Annotated in this window: 18 protein-coding genes; 13 read left to right on the top strand and 5 right to left on the bottom strand. The window is 63.1% G+C overall.

Annotation, left to right across the window (positions count from 1 at the left end; genetic code table 11):
* The first annotated feature begins 98 nt into the window (after positions 1-98).
* The 6 genes from BGO16_RS08295 (at position 99) to BGO16_RS08270 (ending at position 6,590) form a co-directional block, all read left to right on the top strand.
* Positions 99-566: an RT0821/Lpp0805 family surface protein gene (locus BGO16_RS08295; protein ID WP_292618145.1), complete on the top strand. Its 468-nt coding sequence runs from the start codon at positions 99-101 to the stop codon at positions 564-566.
* 303 nt (positions 567-869) lie between these two features.
* Positions 870-2,255, top strand: coding sequence for a hypothetical protein (locus tag BGO16_RS08290; RefSeq protein WP_292618144.1), 1,386 nt, complete (start codon positions 870-872; stop codon positions 2,253-2,255).
* Positions 2,256-2,422: 167 nt separating this feature from the next.
* Positions 2,423-3,529: a c-type cytochrome biogenesis protein CcmI gene (gene ccmI / locus BGO16_RS08285; RefSeq protein ID WP_292618143.1), complete on the top strand. Its 1,107-nt coding sequence runs from the start codon at positions 2,423-2,425 to the stop codon at positions 3,527-3,529.
* A 34-nt stretch (positions 3,530-3,563) separates the two neighbouring features.
* Entirely contained in the window at positions 3,564-4,061 is a 498-nt protein-coding gene (gene ccmE / locus BGO16_RS08280; RefSeq protein ID WP_292618142.1) for a cytochrome c maturation protein CcmE, read from the top strand.
* The gene (locus BGO16_RS08275) at positions 4,058-6,040 is read left to right on the top strand and encodes a heme lyase CcmF/NrfE family subunit (RefSeq protein ID WP_292618141.1); all 1,983 of its coding nucleotides are present in this window, start codon (positions 4,058-4,060) and stop codon (positions 6,038-6,040) included. Before ccmE ends, BGO16_RS08275 begins: the two co-directional genes overlap by 4 nt.
* 4 nt (positions 6,041-6,044) lie before the next feature.
* Positions 6,045-6,590: a cytochrome c-type biogenesis protein gene (locus BGO16_RS08270; protein WP_292618140.1), complete on the top strand. Its 546-nt coding sequence runs from the start codon at positions 6,045-6,047 to the stop codon at positions 6,588-6,590.
* 58 nt (positions 6,591-6,648) lie between these two features.
* Here BGO16_RS08270 and BGO16_RS08265 read toward each other — a convergent pair whose 3' ends face one another.
* Positions 6,649-7,131, bottom strand: coding sequence for a hypothetical protein (locus BGO16_RS08265; RefSeq protein ID WP_292618139.1), 483 nt, complete (start codon positions 7,129-7,131; stop codon positions 6,649-6,651).
* Positions 7,132-7,214: 83 nt separating this feature from the next.
* Positions 7,215-8,816, bottom strand: a complete 1,602-nt coding sequence (locus BGO16_RS08260) for a PAS domain-containing methyl-accepting chemotaxis protein (RefSeq protein ID WP_292618167.1) — start codon at positions 8,814-8,816, stop codon at positions 7,215-7,217.
* Between the two features lie 661 nt (positions 8,817-9,477).
* Here BGO16_RS08260 and BGO16_RS08255 point away from each other — a divergent pair.
* The 5 genes from BGO16_RS08255 to BGO16_RS08235 all read left to right on the top strand — a co-directional run bounded on the left by BGO16_RS08255 (position 9,478) and on the right by BGO16_RS08235 (position 17,641).
* Positions 9,478-10,260, top strand: a complete 783-nt coding sequence (locus BGO16_RS08255; RefSeq protein ID WP_292618138.1) for a Crp/Fnr family transcriptional regulator — start codon at positions 9,478-9,480, stop codon at positions 10,258-10,260.
* 373 nt (positions 10,261-10,633) lie between these two features.
* A complete protein-coding gene (locus tag BGO16_RS08250; protein WP_292618137.1) occupies positions 10,634-12,208 on the top strand; it encodes a Do family serine endopeptidase in 1,575 nt (524 codons plus the stop codon).
* A gap of 329 nt (positions 12,209-12,537) precedes the next feature.
* Positions 12,538-13,215: a response regulator transcription factor gene (locus tag BGO16_RS08245; RefSeq protein ID WP_292618166.1), complete on the top strand. Its 678-nt coding sequence runs from the start codon at positions 12,538-12,540 to the stop codon at positions 13,213-13,215.
* A gap of 5 nt (positions 13,216-13,220) precedes the next feature.
* A complete protein-coding gene (locus tag BGO16_RS08240; protein ID WP_292618136.1) occupies positions 13,221-14,681 on the top strand; it encodes an ATP-binding protein in 1,461 nt (486 codons plus the stop codon).
* Positions 14,678-17,641, top strand: coding sequence for a bifunctional [glutamine synthetase] adenylyltransferase/[glutamine synthetase]-adenylyl-L-tyrosine phosphorylase (locus tag BGO16_RS08235; protein ID WP_292618135.1), 2,964 nt, complete (start codon positions 14,678-14,680; stop codon positions 17,639-17,641). Before BGO16_RS08240 ends, BGO16_RS08235 begins: the two co-directional genes overlap by 4 nt.
* On the opposite strand, the gene BGO16_RS08230 is transcribed toward BGO16_RS08235, so the two are convergent.
* From BGO16_RS08230 to BGO16_RS08220, 3 genes are all read right to left on the bottom strand, one after another.
* A complete protein-coding gene (locus BGO16_RS08230; RefSeq protein ID WP_292618134.1) occupies positions 17,638-19,962 on the bottom strand; it encodes an ATP-binding protein in 2,325 nt (774 codons plus the stop codon). The genes BGO16_RS08235 and BGO16_RS08230 overlap by 4 nt on opposite strands.
* Positions 19,963-20,168: 206 nt before the next feature.
* Entirely contained in the window at positions 20,169-21,551 is a 1,383-nt protein-coding gene (locus tag BGO16_RS08225) for a cation-efflux pump (RefSeq protein WP_292618132.1), read from the bottom strand.
* Between the two features lie 144 nt (positions 21,552-21,695).
* Entirely contained in the window at positions 21,696-22,049 is a 354-nt protein-coding gene (locus BGO16_RS08220; RefSeq protein ID WP_292618131.1) for a VanZ family protein, read from the bottom strand.
* 190 nt (positions 22,050-22,239) lie between these two features.
* Between BGO16_RS08220 and BGO16_RS08215 the strand changes: the two genes are divergently transcribed.
* Together BGO16_RS08215 and BGO16_RS08210 are read left to right on the top strand one after the other, a co-directional pair.
* Positions 22,240-22,539: an HU family DNA-binding protein gene (locus tag BGO16_RS08215; RefSeq protein WP_292618130.1), complete on the top strand. Its 300-nt coding sequence runs from the start codon at positions 22,240-22,242 to the stop codon at positions 22,537-22,539.
* A 350-nt stretch (positions 22,540-22,889) separates the two neighbouring features.
* On the top strand, positions 22,890-23,375 hold the full coding sequence (locus BGO16_RS08210) for a (2Fe-2S)-binding protein (protein ID WP_292618129.1): 486 nt from the start codon (positions 22,890-22,892) through the stop codon (positions 23,373-23,375).
* Positions 23,376-23,441: the final 66 nt, after the last annotated feature.

The following is a 23,441-nucleotide window of genomic DNA, read 5'->3' as shown; positions in this document are numbered from 1 at the left end:
CCGAAGCGCTGGCCGCATCGCCGCAGTCCCGCCCGAATTGCCGGCTCCTGTGCGGCCGGACGCGGAAATCTACCCGGCGGGCGGGCGCCGGAGGGGGCATGAGCCAGACAAATACGCTTTTGATTGTGGTGGCGGCGGCGCTCGCCCTCGGCGCGTGCGACGTGACGAGTTCCGGCGGTCCCGACGGCCAAGGGCTTCTGGCCGGGCTATCAGGTCCGGCGGAACCGGCCGGCGATCCGGCGCGCGAGCGCGCGGCGGCGGCGACCGCGGCGGCGCTCGGCGGGCTGATCGGACCCAAACTCGGCTCGACCCTGGATGACGACGACCGCCGTCTCGCCTATCAGGCCCAGATGGATGCCCTTGAGCGGGGCGCCCCCGGCGCGCCGATTGCGTGGCGTAATCCGGAATCCGGCCGCCATGGCAATATCGTCGCAGGTCCCGCTTACCGGGTGAAGGGCGCGACATGCCGCGGCTACTCCCATACGGTCACGATCGGCGGCCAACTCGAAACCGTGCGCAAAACCGCGTGCCGGAGCGGCGACGGCAAATGGGCCGCGGTGGGCTGATCCGGCTGCGAGGCTGTATTAAAAGCCGTGCCTATCCTTATGTTGAAGCACGCCCTTTTTGAGATGTGGGTGTAACCCTTGGCGGCTGACGCGACGCTTTGACGGCAGAGGCGAAGTTTTCTGTTTGGGGGGCGACGGGTCTCTGTTCACGCCGAGCGGTATCCGTGTTCGGTCATGCCTCGGGAGACCCTCGCTTCGCAGACGCTCCGGCCTTCCTCAACGCATCCTTAATACCGCTCCTGTTATGACATGCCACGGGCCCTTCCGGCGCCCGCGCGATCGTTCGCGTCAAGATTTAAAGGCATGGACCAGGCCTCGATCGAACGGCTGAGGAATTATCTCGCTGAGCTTCCTCCGAAGTCGCAGGCCGTGCTGCTGCGGGAATTCGAGCGCGCCGTCGCGCGTGATGAAGACGTCGCGGTCGCCAGCTTTGTGCTCGGGGAACTTCGCAGGATCGTCCGCTGCCCGGACGATAGTGTGCGACCACGGCGCGAGGATCCGGCCCGGCTTCTGTTTCGTCCGCTGGAGCCGTTTCTCATCGAGGACGAGTCCGCGCCGCGCTCCGGGCAGATCCGACGCACCTCGCTCACGCCGGTCTGGCAATGGCTGGCGCAGGACGGCGCTCCCGATGCCGTGCGTGCGTTCGAGGCTGCGCTCGCGACTGAAGTCGCAGCCGCGTCCGACATCGAGGCGGCAGCTTGGACCTTGCAGGCAGCCGCCGCGGCCGCCATCCAGCGGGTGGCCGATAGCACTGATCGTCAGCGGAAGCTCGGCCGCATCGGCGCGCCCAGCGTTGCCGAAGATTTTGCTTCCATAGGAGCGGTCCTGAACGCTCGCGAAGCCCTTGAGACCCTCATTATCCGGCTGCCGGGTTTTATGCGGGTCCTCGGGGAGCCTCAGATTGCTCTTCTGATGCCCGCGCTCAATGTTCCTTCCCTGCTGACCCCGCTGGCTGCCCCGTTCGCGCTGTCGCTGGTGATGCAGCGGCTGGCCGCGTCGTGGCAGGTCATTCGCCTGGCGATCAAGTTCTCAGGCTCCGACGACGAATTTCGGGTGGCGGCGACGCCTTATGGCGCGGCGGTCACGCTGGTGCTTGAGGATTTGTCGCGGACCGCAGCCGGTCTGCGCGACGACATCCGCCGCGGCCGTTTCGAAAACGTGTCCGAGCATTTGAAGGCGGTGCACGATGGCATCCGGGGCCTGCGAACCGAACTCGATATCCGCGCCGATTCAGCCTGGGGCCGCCAGCTCGCGGCGATCAGAATCGATATTTCCAACGGCCTGCAATCGGAAATCGACAGCGTTTCCGGCCGGGTGCGGCGTCTGCTCCGCCAGCGGCCCGACAAGGACATTCCGCCCGGCGCGCGGATCGACCCGACCGAGGTGGAGGAAACCGCCGCGCTGATCGATTTCGTCGCGGTGTGTCGGACCTACGCCAGCGAACTGGCAATCAATGAAGTCACGATGCGTACCTACTCGGAGTTGCAGCAATACGTCGAGCGGGCCGCGCAAACCCTGGTGGAATCGCTTCGCAATGGCGATGAGCGCGCCCGCACATTCCGCCAGCAGCAGGTCAAGGCGACGATTCGTTTCTGCGAGATTCTGTTCGGCCATGACTATTCGACGCTAATGAGCCGGGCGGCCGAGAACGCGCTGGCGGCGGAGCCCAAGTCGTCGCGGGCCGGCTAAGCCCGTCAAGCGCACGTCTAAACCCGAACTTTCACTGAAATCAGAGGGTTGCCGGTGCTTCCCGCCGATTGTGCCGCAATTGTCAATTGCGTCCATTGTCCAGTCATGGTGTAACCCGCCCATCGGCCCGGCCGTTTCCTGCGCCGGGCTACGGGAACGCTGACGAGATGACGCTGTGGTTTGTGTTCGCGCTGATGACCGCTGGAGCGGTCTTTGCGGTGCTATGGCCGCTTGGCCGTTCGGCGAGACCGCAGACGCCAGGGGGCAGCGAGACCACCGTTTACCGGGATCAACTGGCCGAAGTCGGGCGTGATGCCGAAGCCGGTCTGATCGGCGCGCCCGAGGCGGCGGCCGCGCGGGTCGAAATCGGCCGGCGGCTTCTGGAGGCCGCCGATGCGGAAGAAGACCATCCGTCGCACGCGTCCAAACCCTGGCCGCGCCGCGCGGTGGCGGTCGGCGCGCTCGCCGGGATCCCGCTGCTGGCGCTCCTGATCTACCTGCCGCTCGGATCGCCGCAACTGCCCGATTTCCCGCTGGCGGAGCGCCTTCAATCAGCCGATGCATCGCAACCGCTCGAGAACCTCGTGGCGCAGGTCGAATCTCATCTTGAAAAGCATCCTGCCGACGGCCGTGGCTGGACCGTGCTGGCGCCGGTGCTCGCAAAACTCGGCCGCTTTGAGGACGCTGCGCGCGCCTACCGCAACGTAATCACTTATACGGGTGAAACGGCTCAGCTCCGCGCCGATCTCGGCGCCGCGCTCGCGGGGGCTGCCAACGGCATTGTCACCGCTGATGCGAAAAGCGAGTTCGAGCGCGCGGTCGCCCTCGATCCCAAGGATGCGAAGGCGCGCTTTTTCCTCGGAATGGCGGCCGAGCAGGACGGCCGCACCGCCGACGCCGTCACGATATGGAAGGCTCTGCTGGCCGACGCGCCTGCGGAAGCGCAATGGCGCGGCGCCGTGCAGGAGGCGCTGGCTCAGTTCGGGGACGGCGCGCCGCGTCCGACGGAAGAGGCGGTGGCTGCGGCCAGCAACATGAACGAGGCCGATCGTTCCGCGATGATCCACAAAATGGTCGACCGGCTTTCCGCGCGTCTGAAACAGGACGGCAACGACGTCGAGGGATGGCTGCGTCTGGCTCGCGCCTATATGGTGCTCAAGGAGCCGGAGAAGTCGCGCGTCGTGCGTGACGATGCCCGCCGTGCGCTCGAACGGAACGAAGCAGGGTTGCGCCAGCTCAACGAAGGGCTCAAGGCGCTCGGGATAGATGGATGATCAAGGTGTTCGCTTTCCGCGCAGGTGAAACGGCATGACACGCAAGCAGCGGCGGTTGACGATGATCGGCGGAGCCCTCGTGGTGCTCGGAATAGCGGCCGCGCTGGTGCTGAACGCGCTGCGCGACTCCATCGTGTTCTTCTCGACGCCGGTGATGGTCGCCGAGCACCACATCAAGCCCGGCCAGCGCTTCCGGTTGGGCGGGCTGGTGGAGACGGGTTCGCTGGTCCGCGGCGACAATCTCGCGGTCACATTCAAGGTATCCGACGGCAGCGCGACGCTTCCGGTCGCCTACAAGGGCATCCTGCCCGATCTGTTCCGCGAGGGGCAGGGCGTGGTCGCCGAGGGCGCGCTCGACGGTTCGGGCGTATTCCATGCTGACACCGTGCTGGCAAAGCATGACGAGACCTACATGCCGAAGGAGGTCGCGGACGCCTTGAAGAAGCAGGGCCACTGGAAGGACGACTACGGCGAACAGGCCTCCAGCAAGCCAGGTGAGCAGGCCTCCGGCAAACAGGGAGTGTCGCAATGATCGCCGAGGCGGGACATTATGCGTTGGTGCTGGCGCTCGGGCTTGCGCTGATCCAGTCCACGATTCCGATCATCGGCGCGAAACTGCACGACGGAGCGCTGATGAACGTCGCGCGCTCGACCGCGCTGGCGCAACTGGTGTTCGTCGGCGCATCTTTTTTCGCGCTGGTGACGCTGCACGTCGTGTCCGACTTCTCGGTCGTCAACGTGTTCCAGAATTCCCATTCGCTGAAGCCGATGATCTACAAGATCACCGGCGTCTGGGGCAATCACGAAGGCTCCATGCTGCTGTGGGTGACGATCCTCGCGCTGTTCGGCGGGCTGGTCGCCGCGTTTGGCAATAATCTCCCGCTGTCGCTGCGCGCGCATGTTCTGGCGGTGCAGGCCTGGGTCGCGACCGCCTTCTACCTTTTCATTCTGCTGACATCGAATCCGTTCGCGCGGATCGCCAGTCCGCCGATGGAGGGCCGCGATCTCAATCCTGTGCTGCAGGACATCGGGCTCGCGGTGCATCCGCCGATGCTTTATCTCGGCTATGTCGGATTCTCGATCGCGTTCTCCTTCGCCGTCGCCGCCCTGATCGAAGGACGCATCGATGCCGCCTGGGCGCGCTGGGTCCGGCCGTGGACGCTGATGGCGTGGATCTTCCTGACGCTCGGAATCGCGATGGGGTCGTACTGGGCCTATTACGAACTCGGCTGGGGCGGCTGGTGGTTCTGGGATCCGGTGGAGAATGCATCGCTGATGCCGTGGCTGGCCGGAACGGCGCTGCTGCATTCCTCGATTGTGATGGAAAAGCGCAACGCGCTGAAGGTATGGACTATCCTGCTCGCGATCCTGACCTTCTCGCTGTCGCTGCTTGGCACCTTCCTGGTGCGCTCAGGCGTGTTGACATCGGTTCATGCCTTCGCCACCGATCCGACGCGCGGCATCTTCATCCTGCTGATCCTGTGCACCTTCATCGGCGGCAGCCTGTCCTTGTATATCTGGCGCGCCTCCGCCCTGAAGCAGGGCGGGCTGTTCGCGCCGATCTCGCGCGAGGGCGCGCTCGTGCTCAACAACCTGTTCCTGACCACGGCCTGCGCCACCGTCTTCGTCGGCACGCTGTACCCGCTGGCGCTTGAGGTCATCACCGGCAACAGGATTTCGGTCGGCGCTCCGTTCTTCAACCTGACATTTGCTCCCTTGTTCGTGCCGCTATTGATCGCGGTGCCGTTCGGCCCGTTGCTGGCGTGGAAGCGTGGTGATCTGGTCGGCGCCTCGCAACGGTTGATGGCGGCCGGAATCGGCAGCATCATCGCAATGGCCGTGCTGTGGGCATGGACGCGCGGCGGCAGCACCTTCGCGCCGCTGGCGATCGGATTGGCGGTGTTCGTGATTCTCGGCGCGCTGAGCGATCTTGCCGAGCGCATCAACCTGTTTCGCACATCGCTTCCGGTATCGTTTCGCCGCGCCAAGGGACTGCCGCGCTCGGCCTGGGGCACCGTCTTCGCCCACGCCGGCCTCGGCGTGGCCCTGATCGGCATCGTCTGCGAAACCACCTGGAACACCGAATTCATCGCCTCCATGAAGCCGAACGACGTGGCGCAGGTCGGCGGCTACAGCCTGACCTTCGAGGGCACGTCGCAGCGGCAGCAATCCAACTATCGCGAGCAGACGGCGCGGTTTACCGTGAGCCGGGGCGGGGAGCCGATCGCGGTGATGACGCCTTCGAAGCGCAACTTCACCACCCGCGCAGCGTCGACCACGGAAGCCGCGCTGCTGACACGCGGCGCAAGCCAGCTCTACATTTCGTTGGGAGATACCGGCGCCGACGGCTCGGTTGCGGTGCGCATCTATCACAAGCCGATGGTGCTGCTGATCTGGTTCGGGCCGGTTCTGATGGCCTTTGGCGGCGTGCTGTCGTTGTCCGACCGCCGCCTGCGGGTTGGCGCGCCGAAGCCAGCGAAGGCTCTCCACGCCCTCCAGCCGGCGGAGTAGCGTTGTGTATGAGGTGATGCAAAAGACGCCGTTGCGGGGACGACTCAGCGCGGGTCAGAAGTTCGCGCGCATATTTGGCGTTCTTTTTCTCCTCGCGCTCACGATGGCGGCTCCCGCGCATGCGGTGCAGCCCGACGAGATCATGTCCAACCCCGCCCAGGAAGCGCGCGCGCGCAACCTGTCGCGCGAATTGCGCTGCATGGTGTGTCAGAACCAGTCGATCGACGATTCCTCGGCGCCGCTGGCGCGCGACCTCCGTCTACTGGTGCGCGAGCGCATCGCAAAGGGCGACAGCGATCAACAGGTGTTGGACTTTCTGGTCGCCCGTTACGGCGACTTCGTGCTGCTGAAGCCGCCCTTCGAGAAGAGCACGTTGCCGCTCTGGCTGCTGACCCCGCTGGTTCTGCTGGGCGGCGGACTCGCGCTCTGGGGATACAGCCGACGACGTTCGAAGGCGATGCAGGCGGCCGCGGATGCGCCGCCGCGACTGAGCGAGGAAGAAGAGGCAAGACTCGCGAAGCTGGTGGCCGACCCCGGTGAACCCGGTTAGCGCTTCGCCGCCATCATTCGCGCCGCCGCGGCCGGGATGGACGCCAGGACCGATGGCGTTATCGTTCAGCGACCGTCTGCTGCTGTTGCGACCGCAACTCGGAATGCCCCGGTAGGGGCGCGGAAAGTTCGCGCACTTGCCGTTTGGTCGCTGCAAGCCAGTGTTCAATGCCATGCAGTTGGGCTTCGAGTCCGGCCTTGACGGAAGGGCTGCTGATTAAAGTCAGATCCGCCCGTATCCTGGAATGCCTGCCCTCAAGAAGCGCGATTGCATGAGTCAGGCGGCCTATTGCTATTTCGTGAAGCGCAGCGAATTTCTCCCTGAGAAGCTCCGGCTTGAGCGGGGCACGACAGTCCCCTTCGACAGATAGAGCGTGCGACCGAGGTTCGGCAGCCTCGCTTTTTGAGATTTTCACCGTTTCACGGAAACGGTGAAAATCTCTGTATTTTTGTTCTGACGCGTTTTCTTCACGCGAACCGGCGCCTACTTCGCTTGAAAACGCTTTAGGGCCGCTCGTTCTGAATGCGACGACATTCGACATCGGAAAATGATCCTTCTACGCCACGATCCACATCGAGGCGCCATAAAGCTCAACGCACGCGATCGATCTTCTAGTATCAAACCTCAAGCGGCCGCGATCGCCGCAGCCTCTGCCGCAGCGCGCTGCATGCTGGCCGACATCTCGCCTGTCACGGTGCTCTGCTCCTCGATGGCGGCAGCTGTCGATGTCACGTATTCGCTGACGCTGTTGATCGCGAGCTTGATGGTATTGAGCGCGCCCGCCACGTCCGCGGAAATATCGTTGAGGCTGCCGATCTCGTGTCCGATCTTGTCGGTCGCCTGCTTGGCCTGATTGGCAAGATTTTTGACTTCCGCAGCCACCACGGCAAATCCACGGCCTGCTTCGCCGGCACGTGCCGATTCGATCGTCGCGTTCAGCGCCAGCAAATTGATCTGACCCGTGATGTTGTTGATCAGTTCGATGATTCCGCTCATCGACTGGGCGGCATCCGTAAGCCGCTTTGCCTGCGTATCCGCCGCGGCCACTTGCTCGACGGCGCCGACGGCACCCTCCCGCGACTTGCTCATGGCTTCCGAAATCTCGCGCACGGAAGCGTTCAACTCCTCGGCTCCAGCCGCAACTGACTCCATCATTCCGCGAACGCGTTCGTTGCCCATCCGGACAAGAACCTGCTTCGTGACATCGGCAGCATATTTCACCACCTTGAAGGGCTTGCCGCTCAAGTCGAGAATGGGATTGTAGGAGGCCTGGATATAAACCTCCCGGCCTCCCTTGCCGATACGTTTGAATTCTCCGGCCTGATAGCGTCCCTGATTGAGGTTTGCCCAGAATTCGCGATAGGCCGAACTGTCGCGCTCGGCCGGCTCGACAAACATGCTGTGATGCATTCCCCTGATCTCGCCCAGGACATAGCCCAGCGCGTTCAGGAAATTTGCATTGGCGGTGAGGATCGTGCCGTCCATGTTGAACTCGATGACCGCCTGCGATTTGTTGATGGCATCGATTTGTCCGGCGAGGTCGCTGAACTTCCGCTTCTGATCGCTGACGTCGGTCGCGAGTTTTACGACCTTGAGCGGCTTTCCCTTGTCGTCGAACACCGGGTTGTAGGAGGCGAGCAGCCAGAGTTCCTTGGCACCCTTTCCGATCCGCCTGTACTCGCCTGCCTGATATTCGCCGCGGTTAAGATTCGACCAGAACTCGCGATAGGCTGCGCTCTCCCGCTCCGCCGGATCGACGAACATGCTGTGGTGCCGTTCTTTGATGTCGGACAGCGTGTACTCGACCGCATCGAGGAAGTTCTGGTTCGCGGTGACGATCTTCCCATCCATCGTGAATTCGATGACGGCCTGGGCGCGACTGATCGCGTCGGACTGCGCGGCGTAGCCGAGGTTTTGCAGCCGCTGGCCGGCGTCGGCCCATTCCACGACGATTCCACGACGCTCGCCGCGCTCCATAAGCGGGGTTGCCAACAGATCGAAAACCCGGCCGCCGATTTGAACCATGGCGTGATAAGGTGACGTCAGGTTTTCCAGCAATTTTCGCTGATGCGCAGGATTCTTGTGAAAGATATCGATGTTGCTGCCGATCAGGCCGTCAACTTTGAAATTTGGCAGTTCCGTCCTGATATCGGTCTCGGCTTCCCTCAAAAGCGAGACGACCGCATTGTTCATGTAAACAATGTTCAGATCGCGATCCGCCACCATCACCTTCGCGGTTATGGCGTCGGTGGCCAAGGATTTTGCAATAGCGGCCTGCGCCTTCGAATGGTTTCCAGATCGGCGGATAAACACAACGTACTCCATTGTTCTTTTATAATACTTTCGTCGCCGGTGACCGCACTACGTCGCCCGCGATCCGGTGATGCGTGGGGCGGCTCACGGCAGCCGACGATGCCAGTGTTGGTGATTCAGAAGTTCGCTTCATTCTCCCTGCGAGCGCTTCAAGCGTACGCACGGGGCGAATTTCAGCTTCGGCTAGGCAAAACTACGTACAGATAATTTAAAATTGTCCGCCGGGTGATGCGCAATAATATTGATGCAGGTTAATTCGCTTCTTCGAAATCGAGGTCGCCGACGGAGCACAAGCGCTTCGCTTCTGTTTGCTCACGCGTTCTTGCCGGGCTCACTCGCCTGCAACGTTGTGTTCGGTTTCAACCATGCATTGCAGGTAATTTGATACTGTCGACAGTCCTCATCAACAATCTAAATTGGATGAGGGGCGTTTTGATTCTCCATAGGCTTGGAATGTTTTTCAATAAAATGCCATCGCCATCTGCAGTGCCCATTAATGCGGATTACGACCGAACCCGTCGGAATTCAGTTTAGACGCGTGCTCGGGTTATCGTGAATTCAAGCACCTTTACCGTTGTGGTTGCTGCTGCGCGCGTTCGCGCTGTCGATATCCTATCATCTGAATTTTTTAGAGCTACTTATGACGACCCTTTGGTCCTGTGCCGGTTGCCCAAACGGGGAAAGCGGCTTTTGTCGTGCGATCCAGCAAAATCCAGAAGCTGAACGTCCGCATGAAAAGCCGTCGTGGATACGTCATGCTGTGATCCCGGCAGGGCGACAGCTTCTTTTTCGCCGGTCGGCGCCTCCTGAACTTGTGGTTCTTTGCGAAGGCTGGGCGTTTCGCTTCATCCAACTTCCGAACGGCCACCGCCAGATATTGAATTTCCTGCTGCCCGGAGACCTGCTTTCGGTTGGTTCGGTATTTAACGAGGACAATCACTTCGCCGCAGAAGCGCTTACGACAATTCAAGTATGCAAGATGCAGGGCGAAGAGGTCAGGAAACGGCTTGAAGGAAATCCCGCGGCCATGCTTGCCCTGGCCAAGCATTGCTTGACGGATTTGAAAGCGCTTGACGAGAAAATCACCATTTTGGGGCGATATTCGGCGGAGCAGCGCATCGCATATTTATTTCTACATCTCATCGCGAGGATCGGGGACAGAAAAGTCATTCGCGATGAGAGTTATTCGTTTCCGCTGCGTCAGCGGCATATTGCTGACGCGCTGGGTCTGACGCCTGTCCATGTCAGCCGAACGATCAGTGCTTTCCGCGATCAGACCATTGCCGATCTGTCCGGTGGTGTCTTGAAAATCCTGAACATGCAGGATCTGGAGCAACTGGGTTCGATCCAGTTCTAACATTCACATCCGGTTTCAGCCGGTGTTTTTGCGAAGGCTGGAGGCGCGGGACCAGGAGCAACTATCAGTTTCCTGGTGGAGCGGATCTGACATTGGCATTGCGAGACCGCGGAAGTGGGTAGTGGATGTCAAATCGACTCCGCCAGGTGCACGGCCGTACGGCCCCGATCCGATTGAACGAGTCTGTTCGAACAAGTCTGTTCGAATGAGCCCTGCTCGAAAACCAGTCATGCGCCAAACAGCCGCACGAGGCGTCCGTCATGTTACCAAACATTAATCTCCCGGCCAGCGCGCGGTAAGGCGCAAATCCTCATCTTCAGGACATGAAGTGCCTGCCTTCGGCGCCATATCAATCTGCTTCTGGAGATCCCGCATGACCGTCAGACCCGACCACACGCCGCCCGCACCATTCAAGCCCGCCCGCCGCTTTGGGATCACCGCTCGCAAGTTCGCGTTGATGGCGTCCGTTGGCGCGGGCCTGGGTCTGGCTGCATACGGGTTCCTCCCCCCGATGACCAAAGCCGATCTCTTCACCAGTCCCGCTTATGCGCAGGTCAACCATGACGTGAGCAAGGTCGCCCAACCGATCGGCTTTGCCGACATCGTCGAGCGGGTGAAGCCGTCGGTGATTTCGGTCAAGGTCCGGATGAAGGATAAGGTTGCCAGCGGCGATGACGATTTGGAGTCGCCGTTCCAGCCTGGTTCGCCGATGGAACGGTTCTTCCGCCGCTTCGGGGGACCGGACGGCCTGCCGCCGGGCTTGCGCGGCCGGCACGGACATGGCGTCGTGACCGGGCAGGGCTCCGGCTTCTTCATTTCATCCGACGGCTACGCCGTGACCAACAACCATGTCGTCGACGACGCCGACAAGGTGGAAGTCACGACCGACGACGGCAAGACCTACACCGCAAAGGTGATCGGAACCGATCCGCGTACTGACCTTGCCTTGATCAAGGTCGATGGTGGCTCGAATTTCCCGTTTGCCAAACTGTCGGATGACAAGGCGCGGATCGGCGACTGGGTGCTTGCGGTCGGCAATCCGTTCGGCCTCGGCGGCACCGTGACCGCAGGCATCGTGTCGGCCAGCGGCCGCGACATCGGCAACGGCCCCTATGATGATTTCATTCAGATCGATGCGCCCGTCAACAAGGGCAACTCCGGCGGCCCGGCCTTCAACATGAAGGGCGACGTGATCGGCGTCAACACCGCGATCTATTCGCCGTCCGGCGGCAGTGTCGGCATCGCGTTCTCGATCCCGGCCAACACCGTCAAGAATGTCGTCGCGCAGCTCAAGGACAAGGGCTCGGTAAGCCGCGGATGGATCGGCGTCCAGATCCAGCCGGTAACGTCGGATATCGCCGAGAGCCTCGGCCTCAAGAAAGCCGAAGGCGCGCTGGTGGCCGAGCCGCAGGCCGACAGCCCGGCGGCCAAGGCCGGCATCCAGTCCGGCGACGTGATCACGGCTGTCAATGGCGCTACCGTCAAGGATGCGCGCGAACTGGCGCGGACCATCGGCGGCCTCGCGCCGGGGACGTCGATCAAGCTGAACGTCCTGCACAAGGGTACGGACAAGGTCGTCAACCTGACGCTCGGCACTTTGCCCAATACCGTGGAAGCGAAGGCCGATCGGAACGGCAATGATCGCGGGTCGCTGCATGGCAGCGACATTCCCAAGCTCGGGATGACGGTTGCCCCGGCGGCGTCTGTTGCGGGTGCCGGCACGGCCGGCGTCGTAGTCGTCGATGTCGATCCGAAGAGCGTGGCTGCGGATCGTGGCTTCAGGGAAGGGGACGTGATCCTCGAGGTCGGAGGAAAGAGCGTCTCCAGTTCGGCCGATGTGCGCGACGCCATCAAGGCGGCGCGCGCGGACAACAAGGACAGTGTTCTGATCCGGGTTCGCTCCGGCGGCACGCCGCGTTACGTCCCGGTTCCGATCGGGAAGGGCTAGTGGTCTGATTCTCCTATCAGGTCATGCCTGATCAGGACCACATGGGACCCCTGCACATGGGACCCCTGCAAGAGTTGGAAAGCGTCGCCGGCATCAGTCGCCCCCGCTGACGGCACTTTCCGGGGGGCGGGCGGAAAAGCCCGTCCCCCTTGGCCACCTTCCGATGGAAACAGCCCCCCTTCGTCGGAAGGACTAGGGCGGTGGAGTTGCCCCAAGCTCCACCGCCCGCTTTTTCCCGGATTGCGGGGTCTATCTCGCAGCCTTGCGCGTGGGCGACGGGCGCGCCATGGTCATGGAAAGACAACATCTTGGGCAACTCCAACAACCAGATGCGCCTGCTGATCATCGAGGACGATCGCGAGTCCGCGGACTATCTCGTGAAAGCGTTTCGCGAGGTCGGTCATGTCGCGGAGCTTGCCGGCGACGGCGAGGAGGGACTCGCGCTTGCCGACGGCGGGGACTACGACGTGCTGGTGATCGACCGGATGCTGCCCAAACGCGACGGGCTCTCCGTGATCGGCTCCCTGCGCGACAAGGGCAACCGGACACCGGTGCTTATCCTCTCTGCGCTCGGCCAGGTCGACGATCGCATCAAGGGTCTACGCGCCGGAGGCGACGACTATCTGCCGAAACCCTATTCGTTCGCCGAATTGCTGGCACGGGTGGAAGTGCTGTCGCGCCGCCAGGGCGGCCGCGAGGAGACCGTTTATCGTGTCGGCGATCTCGAACTCGACCGGCTGTCGCATCGTGTCGCGCGGGGCGAGGAGGAGCTGACGCTGCAGCCGCGCGAGTTTCGCTTGCTTGAGTACCTCATGAAACATGCGGGGCAGGTCGTGACCCGGACCATGCTGCTGGAGAACGTCTGGGACTATCACTTCGATCCGCAGACCAACGTCATCGACGTGCATATTTCGCGGCTGCGTTCCAAAATCGACAAGGGATTCGAGCGGCCGCTGCTTCATACCGTTCGTGGCGCGGGTTACATGATCCGCGATGGCGTACGGTAACGCCGGTGACGGCGCTCGGTAAGCTGTTTCGCACCACGGCGTTTCGTTTGACGCTGGTCTATCTGCTGCTGTTCGCTCTGTTCGCGGCGTCCCTCCTCGGATATTTCGCCTGGAACACTCGTCGCCTGATCACCGATCAGATCACGGCGACGGTGGACGAGGAAATCGGCTTGCTTACCGGCGTCTTTAACCGTCGCGGCTTGCGCGGCCTTGTCTTTGCGATCGAGAATCGCGCGTTGCGGCCGGGCTCCAACCTCTACCTGGTGACGACGCCGGCCGGGCTGGCGGTCGCGGGCAATGTCGGTTCGCTTCAGCCCGGCGTCATGGAGACCATCGGCTGGAGCGAGACGGCCTACCGCCGGCTCGACGAGCAGGACAAGACCGACCATCTCGCACTGGTCAATGTGACGGAACTGTCCAATGGATTTCGCCTGCTGATCGGCCGCGATCTCGAAGAGCGTCATCGCATTTTCGGCGTCGTGGCTTCGGCCGCGCAGTGGTCGCTCCTGATCGTCGTGATCCTCGGACTTGGCGGCGGCACCTTCGTGGCGCGCCGCGTGCTGCGCCGGATCGATGCGATGACCGGGACCACCCGGCGCATCATGGCCGGCGACCTCGGCGGGCGGCTTCCGGTCGGCCGCTCGGGCGATGAACTCGACCGGCTTGCGGAGAACCTCAATGTGATGCTCGAACGCATTGAAGCGCTGATGAACGGGCTGAAGGAAGTCTCCGACAACATCGCTCACGACCTGAAGACGCCGTTGACGCGGCTGCGCAATCGCGCCGAGCAAGCACTCGCCAAATCCGGCAGCGAGGGTGACTATCGCGCCGCATTGGAGCAAACCATCGAGGAGTCCGATGGCCTGATCCGGACTTTCAACGCGCTCCTGATGATCGCGCGAGCGGAATCAGGGCAGGCGCGCGATAACATGGCGGATTTCGACGCCGCCGACGTCGCGCAGGGCATCCACGAACTCTACGAGCCGCTGGCCGAAGACAACGGGCTCAGCCTCAACGTGCGATCCGAGCCCGCGCCGCTGCATGGCAATCGTGAACTGATAAGCCAGGCGCTTGCAAACCTGGTCGAGAACGCAATCAAATACGGTCAGCCGAAGCCGGTCGCCCAGCCGCTCGGCGCGGATGCGGCCGCAGCCGACAGGACGATCCTGATCGAAGCCCGCCATGACGGCGACCGCATCATTCTCGCGGTAACCGATCACGGCTGCGGGATTCCCGACGCCGACCGCAAGCACGCTGTCGAACGCTTCGTGCGGCTCGAGACCAGCCGGACCCTGCCGGGATCCGGGCTCGGCCTGAGCCTGGCATCGGCGGTGGCCAGGCTGCACGGCGGCGATCTGACGCTCGACGATGCGCATCCCGGCTTGCGCGCGACGCTGTCGATCCCGGCGCGAAACGGTGAGGGGCTTGCGGCGCCGACGCCGGACGTGCAACAGATTGGCGCATGATTTCAGCCGCGAAGGACGACGCGGACCGGGCCCGTCTGGCGGCGCGTCTTGCGGACGTGCCCAAGGTGTTGGCGCCCGCCGAAGCCGAACGCCGTCTTGAGGACTGGCTGTCCGAGCTGACGCCGGAGCAATCCGCTGCAATGCGGGCTCTGACTGCGGCATTTCCTCCGGTCCTGGCCATCCTGCTCGGTGTCGCGGAGTCATCGCCCTATCTTTTCGACCTGATGCGCGCCGATCCGGACCGGACGCTGCGGCTGTTTCGCGACGAGCCCGAAGGCGCTCTCGCGCGGCTGATCGCGCAGATATCGGCAGCCGCGGAGGCCGGCGATGAAGCCGAGGCCATGCGGCAGCTTCGCGTCGTCAAGGCGGAGGCGGCGCTTTTGATCGCGCTGTGCGACATCGGCGGCGTGTGGCCGGTGATGCAGGTCACGGCGGGGTTGACCGACATCGCCGGTGCCGCGGTCCGGAGCGCGTTGCGATTCCTGTCGCGGCAGGAGATCGCGCGGGGTCGCCTGCAACCCGCCGACATCGACCGGCCCGAGGACGGCAGCGGCCTTGTGGTGCTTGCCATGGGCAAGATGGGCGCGGGCGAACTCAACTATTCCAGCGACATCGATCTGATCGTGTTTTTCGATCTCGCCGCGCCGACGCTTGCGCCCGGGATCGAGCCGCAGCCGTTCTTCGTGCGCCTCACGCAGTCGCTTGCGCGCATGCTGCAACAGAGAACCGGCGACGGCTATGTCTTCCGGGTCGATCTGCGCTTGCGCCCGGATCCCGCCTCGACCCAGGTTGCCGTCTCGACTGCCGCCGCGCTCGACTATTACGAGCGCGAAGGGCGGACGTGGGAGCGCGCCGCCATGATCAAGGCGCGGCCCTGCGCCGGCGATCGCAAGGCTGGGGAGACGATGATCGCGGAGATATCGCCCTTCGTCTGGCGCAAGCATCTGGATTTCGCCGCCCTTGCCGACGTCCACGACATGAAGCGGCAGATGCAGACCTTTCGCGGGCAGAGCGAGATCGCTGTCGAAAATCACAACGTCAAGATCGGACGCGGCGGCATTCGCGAGATCGAGTTCTTCGCGCAGACCCAGCAGTTGATCGCCGGCGGACGCCATCCCGAATTACGGGTGCGCCCGACGCTGGACGCGTTGAATATTCTCACCTCGAACAACTGGATCACGGAACAGGCGCGGGACGAACTGACCGCGGCCTATCTGTTTTTGCGCAAGGTCGAGCATCGTATTCAGATGATCGCCGATGAGCAGACGCACACGTTGCCTGCCGATATCGAAGCGATGGAGCGTTTCGCACGTTTCCTGGGATTTGACGATCGGGCGGCCTTTGCCGACGAATTGCTGGTGCATCTGAATTGCGTGCAGGGACATTACAGCCGGCTGTTCGAAGGCGATCCGGCGGGCACCGCGAAATTGCCGTCAGTAGAATATGCCGCCGGACCTGACGACGTGCGGCTTCTCGATCATCTGGTAAAGCTCGGATTCAAGCAGCCGAGAATGGTCGCCGACACCATCCGGCAATGGATGGCGGGCGAATATCGGGTGCTCAAGGTGCAAGCGACGCGCACTGCGTTCGAAGCATTCGTGCCGGCATTGATCGAGGGGCTGGCGCGCGCCGAGGAGCCGGACAGCGCGGTGATGGCGTTCGACCAGTTTCTGCAGGCGCTGCAGCGCGGCGGCCGGCTGATTTCGCTGCTCAGCCAGAACAGGGATCTGGTTGCGCTGGTTGCGCTCGTGCTCGGAGCGGCGCCGCGGCTCGCCGACATGCTGGCGCGCCGGCCCCAGATCGTGGACGGGCTGATCGATCCGCGTTTCTTCGGCGCCATGCCCGACCGGCAGGAACTGTCTGCGCGGCTGGCGGCCACGCTCGCGGACGCCGATTCCTACGAGGAATTTCTCGACCGGATGCGGCTGTTCGGCCAGGAAAGCCTGTTCCTGATCGGCACCCGCATTCTGTCCGGCACCGTGTCGGCGCGGCAGGCGGGGCAGGTGTTCGCCGACGTGGCCGAGGGCATTGTCGACACCGTGCACGGGCTGGTGAAGGACCAGTTCTCCGGTCAGCACGGCCGGATCGCGGCGCAGGAGACCGCGATCGTTGCAATGGGCAAGCTCGGCAGCCGGGAGATGACCGCATCGTCCGATCTCGACCTGATCCTGCTGTACGATTTCGATTCCGAACATCCCGACTCCGATGGCGCGCGGCCGCTGCACGGCGCGCAATACTTTGCGCGCTTCACCCAGCGTCTCATCAGTGCTTTCACCACGCGGACCAACTACGGCGTTCTTTATGATGTCGACATGCGGCTGCGACCGTCCGGTCGCGCCGGCCCCGTCGCGTCGCATATCAACTCGTTCGCCGACTACCAGGAGCACGAAGCATGGACCTGGGAGCACATGGCGCTCACGCGCGCGCGGGTGATCTCCTCGTCACCGGTGTTTCGCAACCGGATCGAACGCGTCATCCGGACCATTCTGACGCGACGGCGCGATGTCGGCCTCATCGCCAGCGACGTCGCGGAAATGCGCCGCGCGATCGCGCTGGAAAAAGGCGAGCAGGACCTCTGGGATCTGAAACACGCCGCCGGCGGCATGGTCGATATCGATTTCATCGCGCAGTATCTTCAACTCGTCCACGCGGCGGACAAGCCGGATATTCTCAGCGTCAACACCCGCCAGGCGCTCAACAACGCGCAACGGCTGGGTGTCCTGGCGTTGCCGGATGCGGAAATTCTGCGGCCCGCGGCGCGACTCTATCACGACCTGACGCAGGTTCTGCGCCTATGCGTCAGCGATAAATTCAAGCCGGAAACGGCGGGCGACGATCTGCTGCGGGTCATGGCGCGGGCCGGGGACGCTCCGGATTTTTCGGCGCTCGAGGCGCGTGTCCGCGACACCCAGGCAGACGTTCGCGGCGTATTTCTCAGGCTGATGGAAGGTAAGACTTAAGCTGCTGCACAGGCCGGTTGCTCCTGGCAGCCGCGCCGGGGCAGGGTGACGTAGATCACCGTGCCCGTTCCGGGCTTCGAGCGAAGCCGCATCGACCCGCCATGTAGGTTGACCAGCGACTTGGCGATCGCCAGTCCGAGCCCGGATCCCGCCTGGGTTTTGGTCAGCTGACTTTCGACCTGCTCGAATGGCTTGCCGAGTTTTTGCAGCGCGTGTGACGCGATGCCGATGCCGGTGTCGGCAATCGTCAGGGCAATTGAATTTTCGAAGGCGCGGCTGCGCGTCATGATCCGTCCGCCGTCCGGCGTGAACTTCACCGCATTGGACAACAGGTTGACGATGACCTGCTTGACCGCGCGCCGGTCGGCGATGATGGACATATCATCGTCGATCCTGACGTCGAGGGTCAGGTTCTTGTCGTTGGCGCGACCCGAGACCACGCGCAGCGATTCCTCCACCGTGCCGACGAGGTCGAGCGGTTCCATATCGAGCTTCATGCGGCCGGCTTCGATCTTCGACATATCCAGGACATCGTTGATCACTTCGAGCAGATACTGGCCGCTGGTCAGGATATCGTGGCAGTATTCGTTGTACTTCTCGGAGCCGAGGTCTCCGAAGACGCCGTTGCTCATGATCTCGGAGAAACCAATGATGGCATTGAGCGGCGTGCGCAGTTCGTGGCTCATGTTGGCGAGGAATTTTGACTTCGCCCGATTGGCGTCCTCGGCGCGATCCTTCTCCTCGGCGTATTTCCGCGCAAGGTCCGCAAGTTCGATCGCCTGTTTTTCCAGCGTCGCCTGGGTCCGCTTGAGATCGATGACGGTCGCCCGCAGCCGGAGGTCGTTCTCGACGAGCTTCTGCTCATGCTCCTTGATCCTGGTGATGTCGGTTCCGACCGACACGTAGCCGCCGTCTTTGGTGCGGCGCTCGCTGACGTGAAGCCAGCGGCCGTTTTCCAACTGCGCGTCGAAGGTCCGCGCGCCGGGGGTGGCCGTGCCGGTATCGGGTTGTCGCGCCCTGATTTCAGGCATGCGGCCGACCTCGATCACGGTCTCGTAGGCGGTGCCGGGAGTGACGGCGCTGTCGGGAAGTTTGTGCAGCCGCTGGAAGTGGGAATTGCAAAGCACCAGGCGATCCTCGGCATCCCACAGCACAAAGGCCTCGGGGATTGTTTCGATCGCGTCCCACAGCCGCAGGTCGGCTTCGATGGTCTTCTCGGCGAGGCTCTTTTGTTCGGTGATGTCGACGGCGATCCCGATCAGGTGAGCGCCCTGGCCGCCAGCGCCTTGACCGAGTTCGCAGCGCACGCGCAACCAGATCCAGTGCCCGTCGCGGTGCTGCATCCGGAAACTCTGGTCAATATGACCGATCTTTCCCGCGATGAGCTGGTCTGCGATTTCGAACAGGTCGATGTCGTCGGAGTTCACCAGCGAACTGACCTCGCCGAAGGTGAGCAGGTCGCTGCGGCTTTCCAGCCCGAGCATGGTGAACATCGATTGCGACCAGAAGATCCGCCCGCGCGACAGATCCCAGTCCCAGAGGCCGCATCGGCCGCGGTTGAGCGCGGTATCGATGCGGCCGCGAACGGCATCGTTGATGAGATCGCCCTCGCGCGCGCGGGTGGACTGCCAGTGAAACGCGAAGCCCAGGATCAGGACCACGAAGCCGGTGGTGGCCGACAGCGTGATCGACAGCGCCGTATCCGGGCGCCAGATTGAATCGGTCTTTTCCTGGATGACGGTGACCTGGCCCAGCAAGGATCTGACGACGCGCTGGGTCGCAAACGCGCTGCTGCCGTCGAGCAGGATGATGTCGGCGATGCTCGCGGGCGATGTGCCGCGCAAGGCGGGCGATTGCGCGGTGCTGACGAGTTCCAGAATCCGGCTGTTCTCGTCTGCCGCCGCTTCGAGCGGGACGCGCGCGAGAACCCGCTGATCGGCGCCGGTGACGATGACATGGCGGCCGGAGGCGATCGCCCAGGCGGGAACGAGTTCCGGCAACAGGTTCTGAAGACGCTCGACGGAGGCGGGGCGGTCCTGGCGGATCACGCCGACATGCTCAAGCCGTTCGGCCAAGAGGTCGGCGAGCGCCAGCAGATCGTGTTTTGTCATTGCCTGCTTTTGCCGGGTCTGATCGATGACCTGCACCATGGCGCCGACACATATCGTCACCAGGAAAGCAATGATCAATGCGGGGACGGCGCGGCGAAGCGCGGGCTCCGCGACCAGCAGCCTGTGATAGGCAGGTTTTGCGATCGATTGCGCCAATCCTTTGATCGAATCGGATTGAGCGCAAGCGCTCGCCACCTGAGCGCGCGCCATACCCTAAGCCCCCGTGAGAATTCCGTACATCGATCGGGAAGGGCAGCCCCGCCCTTCCGAATCGCCACGATTTGAATCCACTTTTTCGGTGCTGTCGAGAGTCAACGATTCGTTAATAGGAAATAAATTTTGTCCAACGGAGAATCGTGAGGCTTCGTCGCGCTCGCCCGTGAGTCCGAAACGGGAACGCCGCTCTGCGGCAGCGATCAGCTTCCGCGCGGCGGCTCCGCGTGACTGATGACGCGCTTGACGCTGGGGAAGGCGCGGCGCAACGCGCGTTCGATCTCGTCGACCTGGGCATGCACCCTGGCGACGCTCATCGACGGCGCGGCACGGCAATGGAAGTTGACGATCTCGCCCGCGTCGCTATTGCGGACGCGCACGTTGTGAATGTCATGGATCGCGCTGCCTGCGGCGAAACCGGACAGGGCCTTTCGGATGATATCGATCCGTGCGGGAGCGGCGTCCGTCCCGAGCGGAAGCTCCGGCTCCAGCGGCTCGATGTGCGTGTCCACCTCGGCCTCCGCGCCGAACTCGAGGCGGATGTCGTGCTCCAGCCGATGCGCGATCGCATGGGCGTCCACCAGCGCCATGTCGCCGTCGACCTCCAGGTCGATGCTGACCGTCAGTTTTGCTCCGAGGTCGTGCACGGTGACGTGGTGAATCGCGAGCCCCGAATTGCGGGCGATCACCATGATGCGCTCGCGGACGCTTTCGTTGTCGTGCGCGACCGGTATCGCGGTGAATGTCAGATCGGCCTCGCCGAGAGCGGCGGACACGGCGTCCTGCGCCTGCTGCTTGATGGCGTCGATGCGGTCGATCGGATAGGTTCGCGGCACCTTGGCGATCACGTCGACAAAATGCCGGGGACCGACCATTCGGACCCGCAAACGCTCGACATCAATGACGCCCGGTAACAGCCTGATCGCGGCGCCGGCCCGCTCGGCGGCGCCTTCCGGCGCGCGATCCAGCAGGGTTTCCACTGTGGCGCGTCCGAGCCGCAAGCCCAGCACGGAGATCAGAACGGCGACGCCGATCGCAGCCGCGGGATCGCCCCACGCATAGCCCAGTCCGGACAGCGCAAGCCCGATGATGACGGCGACCGATCCGAGGACGTCGGAAGCGAAGTGCAGGGCGTCGGCTTCCAGCGCCTGGCTGCGGGTGTCGAGCGCGGTCCGGTGCAGCGCACGGGCACGCCAGAAATTGACGGCGATGTCGACCGCCAGCACGACGAACGGAATGGCGGAGAGCGTCGGTGGCGGCACCCCGTCGCGCAAGTGGGCATAGGCCTGCACCACGATGCCACCTGCAAGCACGTAGAGTAGGGCGATGACGCCAAGGGCCGAGAGGCTTTCGATCTTGCCGTGGCCGTAGTGATGTTCGTCATCGGCGGGACGGTCGGAAATCCGCACCACGATCCAGGTTGCGACCGTGGCGATGAGATCGACCGAACTGTGCAGCGCCTCGGAAATCAGCGCCAGGCTTCCGATCGCCACGCCGACCACGAACTTGACCGCCGCCATGCTGGCGCTGGCGACGATGGAGACGGCGGCGACTCTTGTCTTGGAATTGGAGGCGGAGCGTGGCATCCGCGCAGGTTTAGCAGCCCGCCACCTTGGATAAAAGCGCGCGCGATCACGCCATCGCCTCCGCTTGCGCCATTCATTGTTGCGAATTGTTCCGATTTCAGGATGCGCCGAGGAGCTGCGGGTTGAGCCACCCTCTCGGGCTCATCAGGACCTCGATCCGCTCCATCGTGCGGCAAACCAGCCGATCGCGGCAGCGGCGGCGAGGCCGATGGACGCCGCCGCGGCATCGACCAGAAAATCCCCCAGCCGCATATGGCGGCCGGGCGCCCACAGTTGCAGGATCTCGATCTGGCCGATCAGAATGACGGATAGCGCCACGACGAGCAGGCGTCGCCGCGGGAACGCGAGGCCGGCGGCGAGACCAACCAGAATAAAGGCGAGGGCATGCTCACCGCCCTGTCCGAGCGGGGCGTGCGGGCGATAGCGCGGCGGCCCGAGCGTCGCGAAGATGACTGCCCCGATCAGGATGAAAACGCCTATGCGGAAGAGATTTCTCATCGCCGGCGCATAGCACGATTTGCCCAGGCGTAGGGCAAGAACCGGCCGCTGCCCTGGATTTGGGGCGGGCCTGCCCGCCAGGCGCGGCCGGGGCGCTCGAAGTAAGCTGTTATAAATCCCATAAGGCGTGTTTTTTTGGCTGGATTTCGAAATATTGTTCTCCGGGCCGAATCAACAGACAGGATCGATGATGGCAACCCAGATGACGAAATCGCAGCTCGTTGAGAAAGTCTCGGCTCAGGCCGGATTATCGAAGAAGGACGTAAAGGGCGTTCTCGAGGCGCTTGCGACCACGGGCTACAAGGAACTCAAGAAGACCGGCACCTTCATGCTGCCGGGCTTTGCGAAATTCGTGGTTATCAAGAAGCCGGCGACCAAGGCGCGCAAGGGCACCAACCCCTTCACCGGTGAGCCGATGACCTTCAAGGCGAAGCCGGCTCGAAAGATTGTCAGGGCGCGGCCGGTCAAGGCTGCGAAAGACGCGGTGTGATGCAGGGGCCCTTCGGGGCCCTTGTGCTTTGGGTCCCTTATGTTTTGGGTCCCTTGTGTTTTGGATCCGCCTCCCTCGGGTCGCTGCTTGTCCTCGGCGAGTCCCTGGGGGCTGGCTGGAGTGACCCGGCTTTTGTCGGCAAAACACCGCGATCATCACTCACGGCGATCATCACCCGTAACGATCATCACGCCGCGATCATCACATGACCGTGCACGGCGCGCACCCCTGCACAACAGGCAGGACAACCCTTACATCGGGCTAAAGGGCATAGGACGAAAATCGGAGTTACAAAGTTTTCCGGCCGTGGTTCTATTCAGCCGATGGAATAAACCGCCTCGGAGGATCCCGTGTCTACGATCAGGTTGACCGTCAATGGCAAACCGGTCTCTGTCGAGGTCGAAGACCGGACGCTTCTCGTTCACCTGCTGCGCGACCATCTGGGACTGACCGGCACGCATGTCGGCTGCGATACCAGCCAATGTGGCGCATGCACCGTTCATATCGACGGCCGTGCGGTCAAGTCCTGCACGGTCCTGGTCGGGCAGGCCAACGGCACGAGCATCACGACCATCGAAGGTATCGCCAACGGCGACGAACTGCATCCGATGCAGGCGGCGTTCCGCGATAATCACGGACTCCAGTGCGGCTTCTGCACGCCCGGCATGATCATGGCTTCGATCGACATCGTGCGTCGCCATGGCGCTGGGTTGACCGAGGACATTCTGCGCCAGGAGCTTGAAGGCAATATCTGCCGCTGCACCGGCTATCATAACATCGTCAAATCGGTGCTCGATGCGGCCGGCCGGATGACAGCGGCGCAGGCCGCGGAATAACGGCCCGGAGCGGTCGCTCGGGAAACTCTGGTCGCGCCGGATTCGATGGAAGAGGCGTGGCATCAC

The sequence above is a fragment of the Nitrobacter sp. 62-23 genome (genome assembly GCF_001897285.1).
Lineage (GTDB): Bacteria > Pseudomonadota > Alphaproteobacteria > Rhizobiales > Xanthobacteraceae > Nitrobacter.
The sequence above is the reverse complement of the archived record's forward strand: the minus strand, read 5'-3'. Positions and strand labels throughout refer to the sequence as shown.

Excerpts from the sequence above, each read along its gene's own strand:
- BGO16_RS08230 (WP_292618134.1), bottom strand. The coding sequence starts at position 19,962 with ATGGCGCGCGCTCAGGTGGCGAGCGCTTGCGCTCAATCCGATTCGATC.
- BGO16_RS08275 (WP_292618141.1), top strand. The coding sequence starts at position 4,058 with ATGATCGCCGAGGCGGGACATTATGCGTTGGTGCTGGCGCTCGGGCTT.
- BGO16_RS08295 (WP_292618145.1), top strand. The coding sequence starts at position 99 with ATGAGCCAGACAAATACGCTTTTGATTGTGGTGGCGGCGGCGCTCGCC.
- ccmE (WP_292618142.1), top strand. The coding sequence starts at position 3,564 with ATGACACGCAAGCAGCGGCGGTTGACGATGATCGGCGGAGCCCTCGTG.
- BGO16_RS08265 (WP_292618139.1), bottom strand. The coding sequence starts at position 7,131 with ATGTCGAATGTCGTCGCATTCAGAACGAGCGGCCCTAAAGCGTTTTCA.
- BGO16_RS08245 (WP_292618166.1), top strand. The coding sequence starts at position 12,538 with ATGCGCCTGCTGATCATCGAGGACGATCGCGAGTCCGCGGACTATCTC.
- BGO16_RS08235 (WP_292618135.1), top strand. The coding sequence starts at position 14,678 with ATGATTTCAGCCGCGAAGGACGACGCGGACCGGGCCCGTCTGGCGGCG.
- BGO16_RS08250 (WP_292618137.1), top strand. The coding sequence starts at position 10,634 with ATGACCGTCAGACCCGACCACACGCCGCCCGCACCATTCAAGCCCGCC.
- BGO16_RS08215 (WP_292618130.1), top strand. The coding sequence starts at position 22,240 with ATGGCAACCCAGATGACGAAATCGCAGCTCGTTGAGAAAGTCTCGGCT.
- BGO16_RS08220 (WP_292618131.1), bottom strand. The coding sequence starts at position 22,049 with ATGAGAAATCTCTTCCGCATAGGCGTTTTCATCCTGATCGGGGCAGTC.
- BGO16_RS08260 (WP_292618167.1), bottom strand. The coding sequence starts at position 8,816 with ATGGTGGCGGATCGCGATCTGAACATTGTTTACATGAACAATGCGGTC.
- ccmI (WP_292618143.1), top strand. The coding sequence starts at position 2,423 with ATGACGCTGTGGTTTGTGTTCGCGCTGATGACCGCTGGAGCGGTCTTT.
- BGO16_RS08290 (WP_292618144.1), top strand. The coding sequence starts at position 870 with ATGGACCAGGCCTCGATCGAACGGCTGAGGAATTATCTCGCTGAGCTT.
- BGO16_RS08225 (WP_292618132.1), bottom strand. The coding sequence starts at position 21,551 with ATGCCACGCTCCGCCTCCAATTCCAAGACAAGAGTCGCCGCCGTCTCC.